At 66.2% G+C, this 21,618-nt stretch carries 16 protein-coding genes; 9 read left to right on the plus strand and 7 right to left on the minus strand.

The features are described 5' to 3' along the window. Nucleotides 1-151: 151 nt before the first annotated feature. The 3 genes from N2604_RS32745 to N2604_RS32755 form a co-directional block, all read right to left on the minus strand. Nucleotides 152-1,660, minus strand: coding sequence for a glycosyltransferase family 39 protein (locus tag N2604_RS32745; protein ID WP_260372098.1), 1,509 nt, complete (start codon nt 1,658-1,660; stop codon nt 152-154). A 265-nt stretch (nt 1,661-1,925) separates the two neighbouring features. Then, entirely contained in the window at nt 1,926-2,798 is an 873-nt protein-coding gene (locus tag N2604_RS32750) for a ribonuclease HII (RefSeq protein WP_260372099.1), read from the minus strand. 82 nt (nt 2,799-2,880) lie between these two features. Further along, a complete protein-coding gene (locus N2604_RS32755) occupies nt 2,881-4,044 on the minus strand; it encodes a PA0069 family radical SAM protein (protein ID WP_260372100.1) in 1,164 nt (387 codons plus the stop codon). Between the two features lie 210 nt (nt 4,045-4,254). On the opposite strand from N2604_RS32755, the gene N2604_RS32760 reads away from it, so the two are divergent. From N2604_RS32760 to N2604_RS32775, 4 genes are all read left to right on the plus strand, one after another. Next, the gene (locus N2604_RS32760; protein WP_260372101.1) at nt 4,255-6,669 is read left to right on the plus strand and encodes a phosphoketolase; all 2,415 of its coding nucleotides are present in this window, start codon (nt 4,255-4,257) and stop codon (nt 6,667-6,669) included. Nucleotides 6,670-6,671: 2 nt separating this feature from the next. Further along, a complete protein-coding gene (locus N2604_RS32765; protein WP_260372102.1) occupies nt 6,672-7,862 on the plus strand; it encodes an acetate/propionate family kinase in 1,191 nt (396 codons plus the stop codon). 83 nt (nt 7,863-7,945) lie between these two features. Continuing rightward, nucleotides 7,946-9,874 (plus strand): hypothetical protein, encoded by a 1,929-nt coding sequence (locus tag N2604_RS32770; protein ID WP_260372103.1) that lies wholly within the window; start codon nt 7,946-7,948, stop codon nt 9,872-9,874. Between the two features lie 10 nt (nt 9,875-9,884). Next, nucleotides 9,885-11,495 (plus strand): PEP/pyruvate-binding domain-containing protein, encoded by a 1,611-nt coding sequence (locus tag N2604_RS32775; protein WP_260372104.1) that lies wholly within the window; start codon nt 9,885-9,887, stop codon nt 11,493-11,495. Here the strand turns inward: N2604_RS32775 and N2604_RS32780 are convergent. After that, the gene (locus tag N2604_RS32780; protein ID WP_260372105.1) at nt 11,489-12,328 is read right to left on the minus strand and encodes an RMD1 family protein; all 840 of its coding nucleotides are present in this window, start codon (nt 12,326-12,328) and stop codon (nt 11,489-11,491) included. The genes N2604_RS32775 and N2604_RS32780 overlap by 7 nt on opposite strands. A gap of 322 nt (nt 12,329-12,650) precedes the next feature. On the opposite strand from N2604_RS32780, the gene N2604_RS32785 reads away from it, so the two are divergent. Together N2604_RS32785 and N2604_RS32790 are read left to right on the plus strand one after the other, a co-directional pair. After that, nucleotides 12,651-13,226 (plus strand): glycosyl transferase, encoded by a 576-nt coding sequence (locus N2604_RS32785; RefSeq protein WP_260372106.1) that lies wholly within the window; start codon nt 12,651-12,653, stop codon nt 13,224-13,226. Nucleotides 13,227-13,287: 61 nt separating this feature from the next. Beyond that, entirely contained in the window at nt 13,288-14,247 is a 960-nt protein-coding gene (locus N2604_RS32790) for a helix-turn-helix domain-containing GNAT family N-acetyltransferase (RefSeq protein ID WP_260372107.1), read from the plus strand. A gap of 456 nt (nt 14,248-14,703) precedes the next feature. On the opposite strand, the gene moaB is transcribed toward N2604_RS32790, so the two are convergent. Both moaB and N2604_RS32800 read right to left on the minus strand, forming a co-directional pair. Then, nucleotides 14,704-15,267, minus strand: a complete 564-nt coding sequence (gene moaB / locus N2604_RS32795; RefSeq protein ID WP_260372108.1) for a molybdenum cofactor biosynthesis protein B — start codon at nt 15,265-15,267, stop codon at nt 14,704-14,706. A gap of 151 nt (nt 15,268-15,418) precedes the next feature. Continuing rightward, complete coding sequence (locus N2604_RS32800) at nt 15,419-16,357, minus strand: neutral zinc metallopeptidase (RefSeq protein ID WP_260372109.1); 939 nt, start codon at nt 16,355-16,357, stop codon at nt 15,419-15,421. 418 nt (nt 16,358-16,775) lie between these two features. Here N2604_RS32800 and N2604_RS32805 point away from each other — a divergent pair, with 418 nt between their 5' ends. The 3 genes from N2604_RS32805 to N2604_RS32815 all read left to right on the plus strand — a co-directional run bounded on the left by N2604_RS32805 (nt 16,776) and on the right by N2604_RS32815 (nt 19,265). Next, on the plus strand, nt 16,776-17,906 hold the full coding sequence (locus N2604_RS32805; RefSeq protein WP_260372110.1) for a site-specific DNA-methyltransferase: 1,131 nt from the start codon (nt 16,776-16,778) through the stop codon (nt 17,904-17,906). Between the two features lie 225 nt (nt 17,907-18,131). Then, entirely contained in the window at nt 18,132-18,458 is a 327-nt protein-coding gene (locus N2604_RS32810) for a hypothetical protein (RefSeq protein ID WP_260372111.1), read from the plus strand. Nucleotides 18,459-18,584: 126 nt separating this feature from the next. Then, entirely contained in the window at nt 18,585-19,265 is a 681-nt protein-coding gene (locus tag N2604_RS32815) for a glutathione S-transferase family protein (RefSeq protein ID WP_260372112.1), read from the plus strand. A gap of 160 nt (nt 19,266-19,425) precedes the next feature. Here N2604_RS32815 and N2604_RS32820 read toward each other — a convergent pair whose 3' ends face one another. Continuing rightward, nucleotides 19,426-21,435, minus strand: a complete 2,010-nt coding sequence (locus N2604_RS32820; protein WP_260372113.1) for a methyl-accepting chemotaxis protein — start codon at nt 21,433-21,435, stop codon at nt 19,426-19,428. Nucleotides 21,436-21,618: the final 183 nt, after the last annotated feature.

Here is a 21,618-nt window from a genome sequence, read left to right on the forward strand (position 1 = left end):
CGCGGTGCGGCACGCAGTGACGCCCCGCAGAGCCGGGATCCAGAGCGCAAAATAGTACGATGGGGCGAGATGGGGCCCGGCTCTGCAGCGCACCGCACCGGACGATGCTTCGCATCGCCGGGGGCGCTGCGCTGCGTCCGGGGCACGAGACCTACGCCCCCTTCGGCCGCACGATGGCCCAGCCGATGCGCAGGAGCTGCTGGCGGCCGGTCACCAGCCATTCGAAGGCGCGCGGCACTTCCGGCACGATGCCGGGGAAGCGCTTGAGGATCTCCGGCGGCGGGGTGCCGGCGGTATCGGAGGCGCGCCAGACCACGACGCCGCCGGTCTCGCTGAACTTGGTCTGGTTCATCCACGGCGTACGCGCGGGCTCGGCGTCGATGAACAGATGCGGCCGGCCGGAATGCAGCGCGATCAGGCTGGCGAGCTGGGTCTCGCCGGCGACGGCGCGCAGGCGATGGTTGGTGCGGCGGGCGAAGCTCTCGTCGAAGAAGTCCGAGATCGCGCCCGCCGGCATCGAGGTCGCAATTTCGTTGGCGCCCGTCCAGGGCAGGAACAGGACGGCGAGCACCACGCCGGCGGCGGGCGCGGCGACGGCGGCGGCCCAGACCATCCGCAGCATCCGCGCGCGGCGCATCGCAATGAGATCGCCGGCCGCGACGATCACGGCAAGCCCCGACATGATCAGCACGACGCCGGGGCCGCCGACCACGGAATCGAGCCCCAGCAGCCCGGAGATCAGCACCGCGCCGAGCGGCAGAGCGAGCGCGAAGAAATCGACGAAGTTGCGCGCAAGCGGCTCGACCGGCGGGCGGTAGATGATCGGCGGCTCCTCGCCCTTGCCGGCGACCATTCCGGTGTTGAGAAAGGTCAGCGCCGGGATTGCAGCCGCGCCGAGCACCAGCCCGCCGAGCAGCCAGGCCGCATGCAGCGCGCGGGCGTTGAGCTCGGCCACTTGCGGCAAGGTCGGCAACGTCAACGTCTCGGCACGCATCAGCCAGACCGCATAGGGCAGCGCCAGCACCGCGACGACGATCAGCGCGAACAGCGGATCGAGCCCGCGCAGCGTCTGGCGGCCGCCGGCGGTCGAGACCGCGAAGACGACGATCAGCAGCAGCAGGAAGATCGCGGCGGGCGTCGTCAGCAGCAGGAGGCCGGCTTCGATCGACCAGGCGAACCAGGCATTGCCGCGACGCTGGCCGATGATCTGCCAGGAGTGCAGCAGCAAGAGCGCCCAGAGCGGCCGCGCCAGGATCAGCGGCCCGAAGTCCAGCGCCGAGGAGGAGAACGCCAGCACCGTCATGGTCAGGAGCACGGCGAGCACCGCCTGCTGCGAGCCGACCACGGCGCGGGAGAGATGATAGAGCGCGATGAAGGTCGCGATCTCGCAGAGCTCGGCGAGCACATAGACGCCGAGCATGTGGCCGCCGGCGGCGCGATAGGCGATGTCGGCGAGCCAGACCGGCAGCGGCGGGCCGAGATCGGTGCCGACCCGGTATTCCCTGCCGAAGGCCAGGAGGGTCGCGAGTGTGCCGGGCGGGCTGCGGTAGAACACCAGCGCCACGAACAGCCACATCGCGGCCTGGAGCAGCACGGCAATCCACACGATCAGCCGCGGCCGGGCGCGAATGAGCTCGATGACCAGGGAGGTAAACCGCATGCAACGTCCGAAGGTGCAGCCAACCCGTCCAGCCGGCCCTATTCGCTCACGTCTGTTTTGATAATCGGCGCTGCGCGTCGTGGCAACGACGCTTTGCTCCCTCTCCCCGTTCTTAACGGGAGAGGGCCGGGGTGAGGGGCTGCATCCGCAAGCACGGTAGCAGTTGGACTCGCGGAGAGTCCCCTCACCCGGAATGCATCTACGATGCATTCCGGCCTCTCCCCGAGAGCGGGGAGAGGCGAAGGGCGCTGCCGAAAGAGAAATCCTAGAGTCCTGCCGACGCGTCGATCTCGACGCTCGCCTCCACCTGCACCTCGACCTCGGTGACCGAGAACAGATCCTGCACCGGATCGACGGTCCAGGGCATGTGCTTGGCGCGGGCGGCGGCGACTGGGGCGAAGAAGCTGCGGTGGTGGATGGAGGGGCCGAGACGATCGAGCGCGTCGAGATGCTCGGGGACGGCGTAGCCCTTGTGCTGCTCGAAGCCGTAGCCCGGGCAGTCCTGCGCCAGCGCGCACATCAGCCGGTCGCGGGTGACCTTGGCGACGATGGACGCCGCGGCGATCGAGAGCACGATGCCGTCGCCGCCGATCACGGCCTCGCAATCGCACGCGGTGTCGAGCCGGTCGCGGCCGTCGACGAAGACGTGCCTGGGTGCCTCGGGCAGGGCCACCACGGCGCGCTTCAGCGCCCACAGCGAGGCGCGCAGGATGTTGTCGCGGTCGATTCGCGCCGGCGACGCGACGGCGACCGAGACCTGCGCGGTGGCGCAGATCTTGTCGAACAGCTTTTCGCGCTCCTCGGCGGTCAGGCGTTTGGAATCGTCGATGCCGCGCGGAATGCGGTCGGGATCGAGAATCACCGCGGCGGCCACCACGGGGCCGGCGAGCGGGCCACGACCGGCCTCGTCGCAGCCCGCGACCGGCCAGACGCCGCGCTTGATCAGCGCGCGCTCGCGGCGGAAGCTGGGGGGAGCAACGGCGATGATGCCTTTCTTGCCGGCGGCAACCTTCGCAGCATTGGCTGCAGACGTCCTGGCCACAGACGCATTGGCCGCCTTGTCAGGCGCAGCCTTGTTCGCGGTCTGCTTTTTGGGCGCGTCTTTGGCTGGGGTCTTGGCGGACTTGTCCCGAATCATGGCCGGGATCGTGCGCCAGGGGGCTTCGCCAGCGCAACCGGGAACCCAGGATATTCCCGTTATTCAGGCCGGCTGCCGCCAATCAGAACAGGCTGAGCTGATCGCCGTTCCGCTTCGGCCGCGCGAAGTGGTCCGTTGTCAGCTTGGAGCGCCGCTTGTTCAGGCCGAGCCTGTCGCAGGCAATCTCGAAACGGCGGCCGATGGTCCAGGCCATCGGTCCCGTGCCCTTCATCCGCTCGCCCCATTTGGCGTCGTAGTCGCGCCCGCCGCGCATGTCGCGGATCAGGGTGAAGACGTGGCGATAGCGGTCCGGATAGTTCGCCATCAGCCATTCGCGGAAGAGATCGCGCACCTCCAGCGGCAGCCGCAGCAGCACATAGGCGGCTTCCTTGACGCCCGCATGGGCGGCGGCATCGAGGATGCGCTCGATCTCGGAATCGTTCAGTGCCGGGATCACGGGCGCGACCATCACCGTGGTGGGAATGCCGGCCTCGGAGAGCTGCTTCAGCGCCTCCAGCCGCTTCGGCGGCGTCGAGGCCCGCGGCTCCATGGTGCGCGCCAGCTTCGGATCGAGCGAGGTGACCGAGATCGCGACCTTGGCGAGGTTGCGCTTGGCCATCCGCTGGAGAATGTCGATGTCGCGGAGCACCAGCGCCGACTTGGTGACGATGCCGACGGGATGCGAGGTGCGCTCCAGCACTTCCAAAATGCCGCGCATGATTTTGCGCTCGCGCTCGATCGGCTGGTAGGGATCGGTGTTGGTGCCGATCGCGATCATCCGCGGCTCGTAGCCGGGGGCCGCAAGCTCCTTCTCGAGCAACAAAGGCGCGTCGGGCTTGGCGAACAGCTTCGACTCGAAGTCGAGCCCGGGCGACAGGCCGAGATAGGCGTGGGTCGGCCGCGCGAAGCAATAGACGCAGCCGTGCTCGCAGCCGCGATACGGATTGATCGAGCGGTCGAAGCCGATGTCGGGGGAATCGTTGCGAGTGATCACCTTGCGCGAGGTGTCGATGGCGACCGTCGTCTTGAACGGCGGCAGCTCGTCCAGGCTCTGCCAGCCGTCATCGAAGGCAACGCGCGCCTCGGCCTCGTAGCGGCCGCTGGCATTGGACTGCGCGCCCCGCCCTCGCCTTCGCGCGCGATCGATGGCGACGCCAAGCTCGGGGAAATCTGAAGGCGCACCCGCCGGCTCGGAGGGCGCCGTGACCGGCGGGTGCTTGAGAGCATGAGAGGATGCTGGACTCATGCAGCCAAGATAGCATGACAAAGGAACAAATCAAGAACACAAACAAAAAACGTGAAAACAACCCCATGCAAAGTAGAGCTGCCCAAACTTCGCGCGCCCGCCTTTGACCTCACGCAACGCCCGCGTCACGAGCATCCCGTTTCATGCCCGACGGATCGATCGCGCCGGAACCGGGTTGGTGACGATCGCTAAGTGAAGGTCGGCAGGAACATGACAATCCAACAAAAAACGGCCGAAGCGAGCAGCGACCTCGATCTGCTCGATCGCTATTGGCGCGCCGCCAACTACCTCTCCGTCGGGCAAATCTATCTGCTCGACAATCCGCTGCTGCGCGAGCCGCTGCGGCCCGAGCACATCAAGCCGCGTCTGCTCGGACATTGGGGCACGACGCCGGGCCTGAACTTCATCTACGCCCATCTCAACCGCGTCATCCGCGCGCTCGACGTCAGCGTGATCTATGTCTGCGGTCCCGGCCATGGCGGCCCCGGCATGGTCGCCAACACCTATCTCGAAGGCAGCTACAGCGAGATCTATCCTGACATCGCGCGCGACGCGGGCGGATTGCGCAAGCTGTTCAGGCAGTTCTCCTTCCCCGGCGGCATTCCGAGCCACGCCGCGCCGGAAACGCCGGGCTCCATCCACGAAGGCGGCGAGCTCGGCTACGCGCTGGTGCACGCCTATGGCGCGGCATTCGACAACCCTGACTTGATCGTCGCCTGTGTGGTCGGCGACGGCGAGGCCGAGACCGGGCCGCTCGCGGCGTCCTGGCACTCCAACAAGTTCCTGAACCCCGCCCATGACGGGGCGGTGCTGCCGATCCTGCATCTCAACGGCTACAAGATCGCGGGCCCCACCGTGCTCGGGCGGATGCAGGACGCGGAGATCCGCGACCTCTTCCGCGGGTTCGGCCACGAGCCGTTGTTCGTCACGGGCGACGATCCCAAATTGATGCACCAAGCCATGGCCGATGCGCTGGACGTCGCATTCGCCAGCATCCGCTCGATCCAGCAGCATGCCCGCGACGGTCGCACGAGCGTCGAGCGGCCGCGCTGGCCGATGATCGTGCTGCGCAGCCCGAAGGGCTGGACCGGCCCGAAGGAGGTCGACGGCAAGAAGGTCGAGGGTTTTTGGCGGGCCCATCAGGTGCCCGTCGCAGGCTGCCGCGAGAACCCGGCGCATCTCAAGGTGCTCGAAGACTGGATGCGCAGCTACGAGCCGGAAAAACTGTTCGATGGCAACGGCGCGCTCATTGCCGAGCTTCAGGCGCTCGCGCCCGAAGGCATCAGGCGCATGGGCGCCAATCCACATGCCAATGGCGGCGTGTTGAAGAAGGAGCTGACGCTGCCGGACTTCCGCAGCTTCGCGATCGAGGTGCCGCAGCCCGGCGAGGTCGTGGCGGAAGCAACGCGCGAGCTCGGCAAATTCCTGCGCGATGTCATTCGCCTGAACGCGGAGGCGCGCAACTTCCGCATCATGGGCCCGGACGAGACGGCATCGAACCGGCTCGACGCCGTGTTCGAAGCCACCGAGCGCGTCTGGATGGAGCCGACCGAGCCTTACGACGTGCACCTGGCCCAGGATGGCCGCGTGATGGAGGTGCTGAGCGAGCATCTCTGCCAGGGCTGGCTGGAGGGCTACCTGCTCACGGGACGGCACGGCTTCTTCTCCTGCTATGAAGCCTTCATCCACATCGTGGATTCCATGTTCAACCAGCATGCCAAATGGTTGAAGGTGACGCGGGAGCTACCTTGGCGACGTCCGATCGCCTCGCTCAATTATCTCCTGACCTCGCATGTCTGGCGCCAGGATCACAACGGCTTCAGCCATCAGGATCCCGGTTTCGTCGATCTTGTCGCCAACAAGAAGGCCGACATCGTCCGCATCTACTTCCCGCCGGATGCCAACACGCTGCTCTGGATCGCCGACCATTGCCTGCGCACCTATAACCGCATCAACGTGATCGTCGCCGGCAAGCAGCCGGCGCCGCAATGGCTGTCGATGCAGGAGGCCGCGACGCATTGCGATGCCGGCATCGGCATCTGGACCTGGGCGGGAACGGAGGACGGAAAGGGCGAGCCCGACGTGGTGATGGCCTGTGCCGGCGACGTGCCGACGCTGGAGACGCTCGCCGCCGTCGACCTCCTGCGCAAGGCGCTGCCGGACTTGAAGATCCGCGTCGTCAACGTCATCGACCTGATGACGCTGCAGCCGAGGGAGAAGCATCCGCACGGCCTGTCCGACCGCGACTTCGACAGCCTGTTCACGCGCGACAAGCCTGTCATCTTTGCCTATCACGGCTATCCCTATCTCATTCACCGGCTGACCTATAACCGCACCAACCATGCCGGCATGCATGTGCGCGGCTTTGCCGAGGAAGGCACCACGACGACGCCCTTCGACATGGTCGTGCTCAACGAGCTCGACCGTTACCATCTCGCGATCGAGGCCATCGAACGCGTGCCGGGACTGGCGACCAGGGCCGCGCAGGTGAAGCAGCTATTGCGCGACAAGCTGACCGAACACTCCCGCTATGTCCGCGAGCACGGTGAGGACATGCCTGAGATCCGTGATTGGGTCTGGCAAAACAGCGCCGGCGGCAACACGCCGACCGAAGCCGGCGACTAGCGATGTCGGACACGGTCCTCGTCCTCAACTCGGGATCGTCGAGCATCAAGTTCGGCCTGTTCGATATCGCGGCGGCCGAGCCTGCCCTGCTCTGCAAGGGCCTGCTGGACGAGCACGAGGAAAAACCCCGGCTGGCGGTGAAGGGCCCCGCGGGCGAAGACCTGTTCGAAATAAGCAAGCAGGCGGCGGACGCAGCCGGCGGCCATCTGTTCGCCGACGTGCTCGCCTTCATCGAGGACCGGTTCGGTCGACGCAGCCTGCGGGCCGTCGGCCACCGCATCGTTCACGGCGGGCTGGATTATTCAGGCCCGGTGGTCCTGACGGACGACAGCATTGCGAAGCTGGAGGCCTTGACGCCGCTCGCGCCGCTGCACCAGCCGCGCTGCCTTGCGCCGGTCCGCACGCTGGCGGCGATCCGGCCCGGGCTGACGCAGATCGCGTGTTTCGACACCGCCTTCCATCACGGTCTCGCGCCGCCGGCGAGCCGCTTCGCGCTTCCCGGGCGATTCGAGGCGCGTGGGGTCAGGCGCTACGGCTTTCACGGCCTCTCGTTCGAATATGTCGCGGGACGCCTGGCCGAGATCGCACCGGAGCTCGCCGCAAAGCGCACAATCATCGCACATCTCGGCAACGGGGCGAGCCTCTGCGCCTTGCGCGATGGCCGCAGCATCGACACCACGATGGGGTTGACGCCGCTCGACGGCCTCGTGATGGGCACGCGTTGCGGTGCGATCGATCCCGGCGTGCTGCTCTACCTGCAGAAACACGAGAACATGTCGGTCGAGGAGGTCCAGCACCTGCTCTATCACGAGTCCGGCCTCTTCGGCGTCTCCGGCATCTCTGCGGACATGCGCACGTTGCTGGCGAGCCGCGAGGCTGCGGCGCGTGAGGCTCTCGATCTCTTCGTCTTCCGTGCGGCGCAGCAGGTCGCGATGATGGCGACCACGCTCGGTGGCCTCGACTGCCTGATCTTCACCGGCGGCATCGGCGAGCATGCCAGGGAGATCCGCAGCGCCATCGGCGAGCGCCTCGCCTGGATGGGCGTGCGCATCGATGCCGCAAGCAACGACGCGGCACGCGAGCACATCAACAAAAACGACAGCATGGTCGAGGTCTTCGTCATTCCCACCAACGAAGAGAGGATGATCGCGCGCCATTGCGCTGCTCTGATCCGCGGACGCCACGTCACGTGACATTTTTATGAATGATCTGCCGCAATGCTGCCGCCGCATCTTCGCGGCATAGAGACGGCATCAATCCCGGTTGCGGACAGAACATGAAAACCCAGATCATCGAAGAGCTCGGACAAGGCAGCATCCTGCTGCCCGCGCTGGTGGCGGAAGGGCTCGCCGCCAACGACCGCATCAAGGTGCGGATGAGCGCATTGCAGGCGGCCGCGCAACATGCGCAGGAGCCCAGTCGGCCTGCGAATGACCTCGGCATCGAAAGCCAGACCGCCGGCATTGCTCCCGCGGGGATCGCGGCGCTGATCGGCGGCGCGCATCTGATCGGACAGGGCCGGCTCGCCGCCCCCGATCTTGCGAAGCTGATGCAGGAGATTGCGGACGATGCGGCGACCATGGTGCGGGCCGTCGGCGCCGGCCCGGGACACGAAGGCGAGAGGGCGCAGGCGCGGCTCGAGGGGATCCGCGCAGCCGGCCTGCTCGATGCCGCCGGCGAGATCGAGCTTTCCCGCATCGCGCGTCTGACCGGCGTCGCCGACGCCGCCGGCGACAGCCTGCATCGCCTCGTCATGGATCTGCACAAGCAGCTCAACAGGCTTGCGGCGAGCTGCTCGGAAGAAGCGCTCGACGGCGCCCATGTCTTCGGGTTGCACAGCGAGGACCGGCCAGCCGTCGCGGCCTTCATGAAGGGCCTGAACGCGACGCGGGGTCTGAAGTTCAATCACCCGGGCCTCGACACCATGGCCACACGTGCCGGCGGCCGGCTGCTGATCCAGAACGATATCGGCACCACGGATGCCCATGTCGTGGTGATCGCGGTGAAGAAGAACGCGGTGACCGTCACCTACACCGATGTGCATCTGGCGCGGGCGAAGTTCTTCATCTCGCTGTTCGACGCCTTCGAGGCGACCTGGAGCGGGCTCGATCGTCACACCGCAGCCGGCCTCGGCGAGGATAATTCCTTCTATCTCGTCACCGGGCAGTATCAGCCCGACCATGCCGCCGATCGCAACGAATTCCTCGCGGCACTCGGGGCTGCATTGGTGTTTCTGATCGACTGGAACAAGGCGCGCAAGCTGCTCAGGACCTGGGTCGCCAAGGACGACGCAGCCCGCATCCTGGAATGGGCGGCGCGTCAACGGATCGGCCATCGCGGCTTCCTCGAGCTCGGCGGCAACGATCTGCTGGGCTCGGCCGTCCGGAACGCCGCCCCGACGCGGATCGGCTTCGGCGAGCGGCTCGACCAGGCGCCCGGCCGCAACGCCGCGATCGATTTCCTGAAGGCGTCTCTGCGCGCCTCCACCGAGGCATTGCTTGCGGGCCGCTCGGTGAGGACGGTGCGCGACCAGATCGAAGCCGACCTGATGCGGCACCTCGACCGCGTCGACGGGGCACTGCTCGCAGCCGTGCTGCGTCAGATCGGTCTCGGCCACGATCTCGTCGCGGCGATCTCGCGCCATATCGCCGCGTTGCGGGCGGGTCAGCCCGCCGACGGCAAGCTGCTGACGCAACGCTGCGGCGTGATCGAGCAGAAGGCCGATCGCATCGCGCTCGAGGGCCGCAACGAGGTCGACCGCCTCAATGCCCGCCCGCTGATCGGTCAATTGATCGATCGCGCCGAGGAAGCGGTCGATGAGCTGGAGCAGGCCGCGTTCATCGCCTCGCTGATGCCGGAATGGACCGATCCGTCCTTGCTGGCAGCACTGGTCGAGCTTTGCGCTGTGGCCGAGACCGCGACCGAAGTGGCCGCGAGCGGCGTCGCCGCCGCGATCGACGTGCCGGAAGGACGGCGCGCCGATTCAGAGGACGCGCTGTCCGCCGTGACCCGCCTGATCGACGCCGAACACGCCGCTGACAGCCGGGAACGCGCGACGACCGCACTGGTCTTCTGCGGCTGCTTCGACGTCGCGACCTCGCTGTCGGTGATCGAGCTCGCCCGCGCCGTCGAACGCGCCACCGACCGCTTCGCCGCGTTCGGACATCTGCTCCGCCGTCACATCATGATCGATCTCGCAGCTTGAGGACATCGCAATGCATATCGTGCGTATCGGCGCTGACGCCGACGAATTGCGGCCCGCCGAAGAGATCGGTGCCAAGGCCGCCAATCTCGCCCGCATGGCGGCGCTGGGCCTGCCGGTGCCGCCGGCCTTCGTGCTCCCGGTCAAGCTCTGCGCCGACATCATCGCCGGCCATGCGCATGCTGCGCGGCACCTGCGCGACGGCTTGAAGGAGGGCATCTCATTCCTGGAGAGCGCCACCGGAAAGCGCTTCGGGGACCGCCGCCAGCCGCTGCTGGTGTCGGTGCGCTCAGGCGCGGCGCGATCGATGCCGGGCATGCTCGACACCGTTCTCAATGTCGGCTGCACGCTGGACGCCGTCCACGGCCTGATCCGTGCGACCGGCCGCCCGCGGCTCGCCTGGGATTGCCGGCGCCGTTTCCTGGAGAGCTTCGGGGAGACCGTGCTCGAGCTCGATCAGGCCGCCATTGCGGCGTGCATTGCCGAGCTCGTCGCAGCCGAAGACGCCGGAAGCGACCGCGAGCTCGACAGCGAAGCGCTCGAGCGGCTCGCCAGCCGCGAGCAGTCGCTGATCGAGGATCGCGCCGATGGCCTGCTGGAGGACGCCGTCGCGCAGTTGGAGGCGGCAGCCCAGGCGGTCTATCGCTCCTGGATGAGCGAGCGCGCGATGACCTATCGAAGCCTCCAGCACCTCGAAGCGCTCGAAGGCACCGCGGTCACCGTGCAGGCGATGGTGTTCGGCAATGGCGGTCTTGCCTCCGGCGCGGGCGTGGCCTTCTCGCGCGATCCGTCGACCGGCGCGCCGCGCCCGATGATCGACCTGGTGCTCGATGCGCAGGGCGAAAACGTTGTTTCCGGGCGACGCGCGCCCGATACGGCCGCGGCGATCGCCCGCGAGCTGCCGAAGCTCGAATCGGAGCTTGGCGATGTCCTGAAGCGACTCGAGCACGCGTTCGCCGATGTCCAGGACGTCGAATTCACGGTCGAGAACGGCAGGCTCTGGATCCTCCAGACCCGGACGGCCAAGCGCACGCCGCGGGCCGCCGCCAGGATCGCGATCGACCTCGTGCATGAAGGCCTGATCTCGAAAGACGAGGCATTGAAGCGGCTGGCGGAGATCGATCTCGGCTCGCTCGCCGAAACCAGATTGGTGTCCACCGGCAAGCTCGCGACGACCGGCATCGGCGCTTCCGGCGGCATCGGCATCGGACGGGCGGCGTTCTCGTCCGAAAGCGCCCAGCGCCTCTCGGCAGCGGGCGAGCCGGTCATCCTGCTGCGTCCGGATACCAGCACCGCCGACGTCGCCAGCTTCGCGCTTGCCGCCGGCATCGTCACGTCAGTCGGCGCGCGCACCTCGCATGCGGCCTTGGTGGCGCGCCAGATGGGCAAGCCCTGCGTGGTCGGCTGCCGCGAGCTGAAGATCGATCCTGCCGCAAACCAAGCCCAGCTCGGCAATCTCGCACTTGCCGAAGGCGAGTGGATCACGATCGAGGGCGACGCGGGCGAGCTCTATCTCGGACGCTGCGAGACGATCCGGACACGGCCCGAAGCCGAGCTCGCCGAGATCGCGGCGTGGCAGGCGCAATCCGGCCAATATGACAGGCGCGCCGCCGCGCCTCAGTGAGTGCCGGTCAGGATCTGGAAAACCCCCATCGCGATCTCGATCACGATCAGCACCACGATCGCGATCTCCAGGCGCAGCGAGCGCTGGGTGTCGATGATGTCGGTCAGCGCGTTGGCGGTTTCCGAGACCGCGGCGAGCTTGCGCTCGAGCGTGTCGAGGCGCTCCTTCAACTCGTACTCGTCCTCGAGCCGGGAATAGAGCCGGTCGAGCTCGGGCTTCTCCCAGAGCACGTCGGGTTTCTCCGCCACCGCGACGCGGCCGGCGACGCGCTGCTGCACCAGCAATGCGTTGCCGATCAATTGCAGAATGCCCTTGCGCCGGCGCGGCGTGCGGCCGTGCTCGGCGAGCTCCCGTGCAAACGGCTCGATGACGTCGAACACCGCGGCGACGCGGCGCTCGTCGCGCGCCAGCGACGTGCTCTTGGCGAGCGCATCGGCGACCAGCAGCAGCCGATCGTCGGAGAATTTGGCGAGGCAGATCGGCCCGCCCGGCTGGATCGTCTCCGCGGCTTCCTCGTTGCAGAGCTGCGCCTGCGCGATCTCCTCCTCGTACGGGCTGAGCTCTCCGGTCACGCGTGATTTCAGGTTATCGACGAGGACCTTCTCCTCCGACGGCAACAGCCCGATCAGCACGACGACGCCATAGCGAAAGATCACGGCAAGGCCGGCATGGACGCGGAAGGCGGCCGGCGTCGAGGACACCAGCGCGCCGATCTCGAGGCCAGACGCATTGATGCGTTCGCCCAGCATCAGCGCCCGGATCCGCAAGGTGGGCGCGGCCTCCTGCTTCGGCGAGGTTGGCGCCGTGCCAACGGCGAGTTGATCGGCGTTCATACAAGGTCTCTCCCGGCACCGAGATCACGCATTTCGTTCGACCTTTCCTGCAAGCTGATCCTCGTCCGAGAGGGACCAACGGCCCGCGCTGCGAAATGTCGCCACGAAGCTCCGGGTTAATACCGTCAGGATCAGCTTGTGCCGAAACATTCGGCAATATGACCTGCCCGTGCCGGACACATTTCGCTGCAATGAACTGGCCGCAGTTTACCATCGCACGCCGAAGCGCCGTCCGAAAGTTGCACTCGGCAGCACGACGGATCTATGACAACATCATGCAACGCTACGCTTCTCCCGAAGTGCGGACACTGAAGCCTCAATCATGCTGAGCGTCATCATTCCGACCGAAGGCGTCGAGCAGACGGCGGTCGCAACCCTCGCCGCGCTGGTCCCCGGCGCCGCCGCCGGCGTGATCCGGGAAGTGCTTCTGGTCGACGGCACGCGCAACGGCGTCATCGAGCGCGTTGCCGACGTCGCAGGCTGCCGTTTCATCGGCTTCGAGGGACCTTCGCAAGGCGCCGCGCTCGCCGCCGGCGCGCTCCAGGCCCGATCGCCGTGGCTGATGTTCCTGCCTGCCGGTGCCGTGCTGGAAACCGGCTGGATCGAGGAGACCACCCAGTTCATCCAGGCTGTCGCCACCAGCGGCCGGGATCGTGCGGCAGTGTTCCGCTATGCGCGCTCACCTTACGAAAATACCGCATTGCGTGACGTCCTCCGGGCCGTGGCGCGCAAGCTCGTCGGCCCACTCGGTGATCAAGGGCTGTTGATCGCGCGTGATCATTACGACCGGCTCGGCGGCTACCCGCCCCACGCGCGCCATTCCGAGGCGCGGCTGCTGCGGCGGCTCGGCCGGTCGTCGCGGACCATGCTGCGCAGCCGGATCGTCATGGTCGGCTGAAGCCGAGATACTTGCCAACGTCAAATAATTAATTGACAATGGCAAATATCGAGGTGATCCCATGCTATCGAAAGCTTCGCCATCTAGCGCCGTGGCTGAACCGGCCGCCGGCGACCATGTCGCAGCGGTCCGCGCCTTCAACCGCTTCTACACCCGCAAGCTCGGCGTGCTCGACCAGCACCTCGGCAAGAGCCCGTTCTCGCTCAGCGAGGCGCGGGTGCTCTACGAACTCGCCCATCGCGACGATCTTGCCGCAAAAGAGATCGGCAACGAGCTTGGTCTTGATCCCGGCTATCTCAGCCGCATCGTCCAGAGCTTCGACGAGAAGGGGCTGATCACGCGAAAGCCCCTGCCCGCGGACCGCAGGCAATACCAGCTCAGCCTCACCGCCAAGGGCCGGCAGGCTTTCGCCAAGCTGAACCTGAGCTCGCAAAACGAGGTCGCCGCGATGCTGGCTCAGCTCTCCCCCGGCGATGCGACGCGGCTCACGCAGGCCATGGCGACCATCGAGGCCGTGCTGGAGCAACGCCGAAGCCCGCCCGCTTCCTTCATGCTGCGCAGCCAGCGCGTCGGCGACATGGGCTGGGTCGTCTCCCGGCAGGCTGCCGCCTACGCTGCGGACTACAACTGGGACATCAGCTACGAGGCGCTGGTCGCCGAGATCTGCGCGCAGTTCATCAGGAACTACGACGCCGCGCGCGAGCACTGCTGGATCGCGGAAGTTGGCGGCGAGCCGGTCGGCTCGGTGTTCCTGGTCAAGGCCACGGACGAGATCGCAAAACTCCGCCTGTTGCAGGTGGAGAAGAAAGCACGGGGCCTCGGCGTCGGCCGCGCGCTGGTCGAGCAATGCATCCAGGGCGCCCGCGAGCGCGGCTACAGCAAGATGACGCTGTGGACGCAGAGCATCCTGCTCGCCGCCCGCGGGATCTACAAGAGTGCGGGATTCAAGCTCGTCGCGACCGAGCCGCATCACAGCTTTGGGCAGGATCTGATCGGAGAAACGTGGGAGCTGGATCTCTGACTGTCTTAATGTAACAACGCGCGTCGTGACCTTACCCTCCCCTGGAGGGCAGGGCTATCGCATTTGAGAGCTTTTCCCTGCAGCCATCCTTCGAGACGCCCGCTTTGGGCGGGCTCCTCAGGATGAGGGCGGAGTGCGCGGCAGCAGTTTCAACGAACACTGACGCTGATTAGCCTCATCCTGAGGAGGCGCGTAAGCGCCGTCTCGAAGGACGAGGCGTGCGCGCAGGCCGCCGCCACAAGTCATATGCGATAGCCCTACCCCTGGAGGGGGAGGGTCGGCTCACATGGAGCGCAGCGTAATGTGAGACGGGGTGGGGTGACGGTCTCTCCACATCCAACAGTGCCCGAGTGGAGAGATCACCCCACCCCGCTCGCGCTGCGCGCGATCGACCCTCCCCCTCCAGGGGAGGGTGGTCCGTGCCTCGATCAGCAAGACGTTATCCGCACAACGCACTCACACCGTCGCGCCCTGCGCTTTCGGCCTGCGCAGATGCTCGTCCAGCCGCGGCATGATCTCGACGAAGTTGCAGGGGCGGGTGCGGTAGTCGAGCTGAGCCGCCAAGATGCCGTCCCAGCCGTCGCGGCAGGCGCCGGGCGAGCCCGGCAGGCAGAAGATGTAGGTCGCGCCCGCCACGCCCGCGGTGGCGCGGCTCTGGATCGTCGACGCCCCGATCTTGGCGTGGCTCAGCATGTGGAAGGCGATGGAGAAGCCGTCCATGCGCTTCTCGAACAGCGGCTCGATCGCCTCCGGCGTGACGTCGCGTCCGGTAAAGCCGGTACCGCCGGTGGTGATGACGACGTCGATGCCGCTATCGGCGATCCAGCGGCGGATCACGGCGCGGATCGCCTCGACATCGTCGGTAACGATCTCGCGCACGGCGAGATGATGGCCCGCGGCGGTGAGACGATCGGCGAGGGTCTGGCCGGACTTGTCGTCGGCCAGTGCGCGCGTGTCGGACACCGTGAGCACCGCAATGTTGAGCGGGATGAATTGTTTGGATTCGTCGATGGAGGCCATGACTTCACTCCTGCTTCCTCAACCACCGCCGTCATCCTGAGGTGCCCGCCGTGCGGTGCGAGCGCACCGCACGGCGGGCCTCGAAGGATGGGCCAGGGGCTCGTCATCCTTCGAGGCTCGCCAAGAGGCGAGCACCTCAGGATGACGGATACTACAACGCTCCCGCGCCGAACGTGTTGCAGGCCTGGACCGTGCCCTGCTGATAGCCGGTCATGAACCATTGCTTGCGTTGCGCCGCCGAGCCGTGAGTGAAGGAGTCGGGCACGACGCGGCCGGTGGCCTGGCGCTGCAGCGTGTCGTCGCCGATCGCGCTCGCCGTGGTCAGCGCGGCCTCGATATCGCCGGGCTCGACGAAGTTCGGACGCTTCTTCGCCTCGCGGTTGACCCAGACGCCGGACAGGCAGTCGGCCTGCAACTCCACCTTCACCTGGAGCGCATTGGCCTCGGCCTTCGAGCCGACCTGCTGCTGCAGCCGCGTCACGCGCGGAATGATGCCGAGCAGGTTCTGGATGTGATGGCCGGCTTCATGCGCAATGATGTAGGCGGTGGTGAAATTGCACGCCGACTTGCCGGAGCAGCCACGGAAGCGCGTCTCGACCTCGCGGAAGAAGGCGGTGTCGAGAAAAATGGTCCGGTCGGGCGGACAATAGAACGGCCCCATGGCCGACTGTGCCATGCCGCAGCGCCCGCCGTTGGTGGCGTTGCGGAACAGGACGATCTTCGGACCGGTATAGGTCTGGCCATTGGCCTGGAAGATCTCGCTCCAGCGATCGTCGATCTCGCCGAGGATGCCGGAGATCATGCTGCCCATCTCGTCGGTCGGCGCGCCGCGCTTGCCCGAGGAGGCCTGGCGATCGGTCTGGTAGCTCGGCGCATGGCCGCCGCCGGTGAGGATCTCGGCGCCGCCGATCAGGATGCGGGGATCGATGCCGAAGGCGTAGCCGACCAGGCCGAGGATGATGATCGTGCCGATGCCGAGCCCGCCGCCGCCCATCGGCAGGCCGAACCCACCTCCTCCGCCGCCAAAGCCACCACCTTCATCGCGACGATCCTCGATGTCGTCGCTGCGGCGGAAGTCATCGTAACGCATGGCGGCCTTTCCTCTGGGGTCCCTGATTTAAGTTTCGACGACGCACGAAAGCGCGAAAGCTCAACGCGCCACATACGTAAAATTTCCGTTGCTTTTATCAATATCGTGGCCGGCAAAAATTGCCTAGTGCGACAGCCTGTCGATGCCAGCAAATTTTTCCGAGGGCCGAGCAGTTTTTTCCGAGAGAAATTTACAGCCTTTTTCCCGCCACGATCGATTGCGCGAGCCGCGCAATCGCGAAATACACTGCAAAACAAGGCGAATCCGCGCAACAATTTGTGCGCGAACGATGATGCGATGACTGCTCACGAAAGCGGCGGGTTAAGTCGATTTTTACTTTGCCCGTTCAATGTAACGGCCAGTCGGTTGTTTGGTCCCGCGTCGCCGACAGCGTCGCCTGAGTCAGAGTTCTTGAGTCATGGTAGAGTCGCGTCGCGGGGCGTCTGCAAGGGCGCCCCGCACAAATTTTGAGTGCCCGTTGCATCGCATCATCGTCGGCGATTGCGTCGCCGAGATGTCGAAGCTCCAGGCAGGTTCGGTCGATCTCGTTTTCGCCGACCCGCCCTACAATCTGCAGCTCAAGGGCGATCTCAAGCGCCCCGACGAATCCCATGTCGATGCCGTCAACGACGACTGGGACAAGTTCGATTCGTTTGCCGCCTATGACGACTTCACCCGCGCCTGGCTGCTCGCCGCACGCCGCGCCATGAAGCCGTCGGCGACGATCTGGGTGATCGGCTCCTATCACAACATCTTCCGCGTCGGCGCCATCATGCAGGACCTCGGCTTCTGGCTGCTGAACGACATCGTCTGGCGCAAGACCAATCCGATGCCGAATTTCCGCGGCCGCCGCTTCACCAACGCCCACGAAACCATGATCTGGGCCGCGCGTGACGAAAAAGCCAAGGGGTATACGTTCAACTACGAGGCGCTGAAGGCCGCCAACGAGGACGTGCAGGCGCGGTCCGACTGGCTGATTCCGCTCTGCACCGGCGACGAGCGCCTCAAGGGTGCCGACGGCAAGAAAGTGCATCCGACGCAGAAGCCCGAAGGCCTGCTGGCGCGCGTGCTGCTGTCCTCGTCCAAGCCCGGCGATCTCGTGATCGATCCGTTCAACGGCACCGGCACCACCGGTGCCGTCGCCAAGCGCCTCGGCCGCTCCTATATCGGCTTCGAGCGCGACAAGACCTACGCCAAGGCCGCCGAGGCGCGCATCGCCAAGGTCGAGCCGCTGCCGGAAGAGAGCCTTGCCCCGTTCATGACCGCGCGCGAGGCACCGCGCGTTGCGTTCTCCGAGCTGATCGAGCGCGGCATGATCATGCCCGGCACCAAGCTGTTCGACGCCAAGAAGAAGTTAGGGGCGCTGGTGCGCGCCGACGGCGCCATCATGCTCGGCGACAAGGTCGGCTCGATCCACCGCATCGGCGCGGTGGCGCAAGGCGCGCAGGCCTGCAACGGCTGGACCTTCTGGCACGTCGAGACCAAGAAGGGCCTCAAGCTGATCGACGAGCTCCGCGCCGAGATCCGCGCCGGCATGGCGGCGGAGTAGTTTCCTCTAAGTCATTCCGGGGCTCGCCACCGGTCCGCGCGCAGCGTGGCCCGATGACCGGCTCCGCGAGAACCCGGAATCCATCCAACCACAGGACTTGCGGCCCAATGGATTCCGGGCTCGCGCCAAGAGGCGCGCCCCGGAATGACAGCAGTGGTGCTTGAATGAGGCGGCAGCCAGGACTAGATTCCTCCGATCAGCCCCGTCCTGACCGGTTGGGCTCCCATGCGACGACAGTCCGAGACATTGCTGCTGGTGCCGCTGCTGCCGATCTTCCTGATCGGCATGTTTCCGATGTTCCTGATCGCGCTGCTCGGATTTTTCGGCCTGGCGCTGTTCGGCGTGCTCGTGATCTGCGTTGGGCTCGCCAGCAGCAACGAGGCGCACGACACTTTCAATCACGACGTCATCGTTCACGGCTATTCGCGCGGTTCGGAGCGCGCGGCGCGGGCCTCCGACATGCATCTCGCCGCGCGGCTCGGCCTGCGGCTGGAGGCCGTGGGTGCGGCCATGGTCGTCGCGGCGGCAATCGGCCTCTGTTACGCCGCCTGATCTGCGTACGGCGCAGATACCGCCCGGCAAACTCGCCGGTTGCTCTCTCCGACGAGGTTCAGGCAAGACAGGCTCGCCCAATGACGCCGCCTCCGCGCGCGGCAATAGACACCGGGGAGATGCCTGATGCTCAAGTTCTATTTCAATGGATCACCGAACCCGACCAAGGTCGCGCTCTATCTCGAAGAATCCGGCCTGCCTTTCGAGCCGGTGAAGATCGACACCCGCAAGGGCGAGCAGTTCACGCCGGAATTCCTCAAGATCAATCCGAACGGCAAGGTGCCGGCGATCGACGATGGTGGCACCATCGTGTTCGATTCGAACGCCATCCTGCTCTATCTCGCCGAGAAGACCGGCAAATTCCTCCCCTCCAGCCGCGCCGAATTGCTGTCGTGGCTGATGTTCGTCGCGAGCGGCGTCGGGCCCTTTTCCGGTCAGGCCGTGCACTTCAAGCATTTTGCACCGAAGGACCAGAATCACGACTACGCCCATAACCGCTATCAGTACGAGACCGACCGCCACTACAAGGTTCTCGATAGTCACCTCGAAGGCCGCCGCTACATGGTCGGCGACAACTATTCGATCGTCGACATGGCGCTGTGGGGCTGGGCGCGGATGGTGCCGTTCAAGCTCGGCGACGACGCCTTTGCGCGATACCCGAACGTGAAGCGGCTGGTCGACGAGATTTCGGCGCGCCCGGCGGCAGCGCGCGCCATCGCCCTGAAGGACAAGTTCACCTTCAAGGCCGAGATGGACGACGAAGCCAGAGCCAACATGTTCAAGCATATGACGACCAAGGTGGCCTGATCGCTATAGCAGTCATTCCGGGGCGCCGCAGGACGGCGAACTCTGGTGCGCTGTTGCGCACCGGAGAATCTCGAGATTCTCAGGTGCGCAATCGCGCACCGGAGTTCGATGCTTCGCATCGCCCCGGAATGACGATGCAGCAGGATACGTCCGCTTTCGGCTAGGCGGCGTGGACCGAGCTCAGGAACTTGGCGACTTCCTGCTTCAACCGATTGCTGTCGGCCGACAGCGAGCGCGCCGCCGACAACACCTGCGAGGAGGCCGAGCCGGTCTCGGAGGCGCCGCGCTGCACGTCGCCGATGTTGGTCGAGACGAGCTGCGTGCCCTGGGCCGCCTGCTGAACGTTGCGGGAGATCTCCTGCGTCGCCGCACCCTGTTGCTCCACGGCCGCGGCAACGGTCGACGAGATCTCCGACAGCCGCTCGATGGTGCCGCTGATCTCCCGGATCGATCCGACCGACTCCTCCGTCGCGGCCTGGATGCCGGCGACCTGCTGGGCGATCTCGCCGGTCGCCCTGGCCGTCTGCTCGGCGAGCGCCTTGACCTCGGTAGCGACCACCGCAAAGCCGCGGCCGGCTTCGCCCGCACGCGCCGCCTCGATCGTGGCGTTCAGCGCCAAGAGGTTGGTTTGGCCGGCGATGGTGCTGATCAGCTCGACGACGTCGCCGATCCGCGCGGCGGCCCTGGAGAGGGCGCCGACGCGCTCGTTGGTCCGGCTCGCCTGACCGACGGCCTCGGTGGCGATGCGGGCGGATTCCTGCACCTGGCGGGCGATCTCGGAGACCGAGGAGGAGAGCTCCTCGGTGGCCGAGGCGACCGCCTGCACATTGGCCGAGGCCTCCTGCGAGGCGCTGGCGACCTCCGTCGAGAGGTCCTGGGCCCGCGCGGCGGTCGTGGTCAACGTGCCTGCGGAGGCTTCGAGCTCGCTCGACGCCGACGATACCGTATTGACGATCTCACCGACCGCCTGCTCGAACTGATCGGCGAGCCTGGACATGTCGGCCTTGCGGCTCTCGGCCTGCCGCGCCTCGAACTCGGCCTGCTCGGCGCGCATGCGCTCGGTCTCGATCATGTTGTCCTTGAACACCTGGATCGCCTTGGCCATGTCGCCGATCTCGTCGGCCTTGCCGCGGCCGGGAATCTCGACCTCGAGATTGCCGCCGGCAAGCCGCCCCATCGCCTGCGTCATCGAGGTCAGCGGACCGACGATGCTGCGGGCGATCAGGACGGCGACGATGCCGCCGAACAGGATGGCGAGGATGCCTGCGATCTCCTGAACGGTCGTCGTTCCCGCAAGCACGGCTTCGGCATTGTTCCGCGAGTCCCGGTAGTCCTTTTTCAGGGTCGTTTCCGCGGTCTTGAGCTTGCCGATGCTGTCGACGATGAGGGGCGCGAGGTTCTTGTGGTAGATCTCGTCGGCCTGAAGCATCGCAGCCGACGTCGCCTCGAATGCCGACTTGTAGAGCTCGAGCGAAGTCTTCACCGGCGCGAGTGCAGCTCGCAGCTCCGCCGCCTGAGGGCTCTTTTCGAGTGCCGCGAGCCGTTGCGCGGCCCTGTCGACACTGGACCTGAAGCTCGCAGGTCCCTGGGTATCGCGCAGCGCCAGAAAACGCCAGTTTGCGATCCTCACGAGCAGAATGCGGGATTCGAGATCGGCGACGAGGGAAGCGGTATCTTCATCAACGGCGGCGCGCGCCACGTCGACGAGCTTGCCCGTCTTGGTGGCCAGCTCCTCTCCGCTCGGCAGCAGCGTCGCCTTGCCTGTTCTCGTCTCGTTGACGGCGTCGCCGAGATTGTCACGCAGGCGTCGCATTTTGGCGATGTCGTCGATCAGGCCGTTGTAGAGCGCGCGCCGCTCCTCCGACAGCGTCCCCTGCGCACCGACCCGGAGCAGCTCGCTCGCCGCGGTCTCCCGCTCTTGCGCCTCCTTCATTGCAGACTCGTTGGCGTCGTAGACGTAGCGCAGATTGGCGCGCTGAATTGCCTGCAGATGGGCCGATATTTCCAGCACCCGCGCCGTGCTGTCGGAGAGGGCGGATTGTCTTGCGACCTGATCCTGCACGTCCCGCAAATTCCAGACGGCAACCACCGCCATCACGAGACCGACCGCCACCAGGGCCATGAAGCCTGCGTACAGGCGTCCCCTGATCCGCAAACGAAATTTCGGCATTCCCACTGTCCACCCAGATTGCATGTAAATTCGAGGGACCGAACAACTCCGGCGATCGTCACGGCCACTCCGGCAGCGGCGGCCTACGCTGCACCGCGACACAATGGGGGACACTTCTTAATTGAACCTTCAAATTCCTCGCGCGCCAGGGCTCGGCCCGCACCAAATCTGCTGATTTTGTCG

The sequence above is a fragment of the Bradyrhizobium sp. CB1015 genome (assembly GCF_025200925.1).
GTDB lineage: Bacteria > Pseudomonadota > Alphaproteobacteria > Rhizobiales > Xanthobacteraceae > Bradyrhizobium.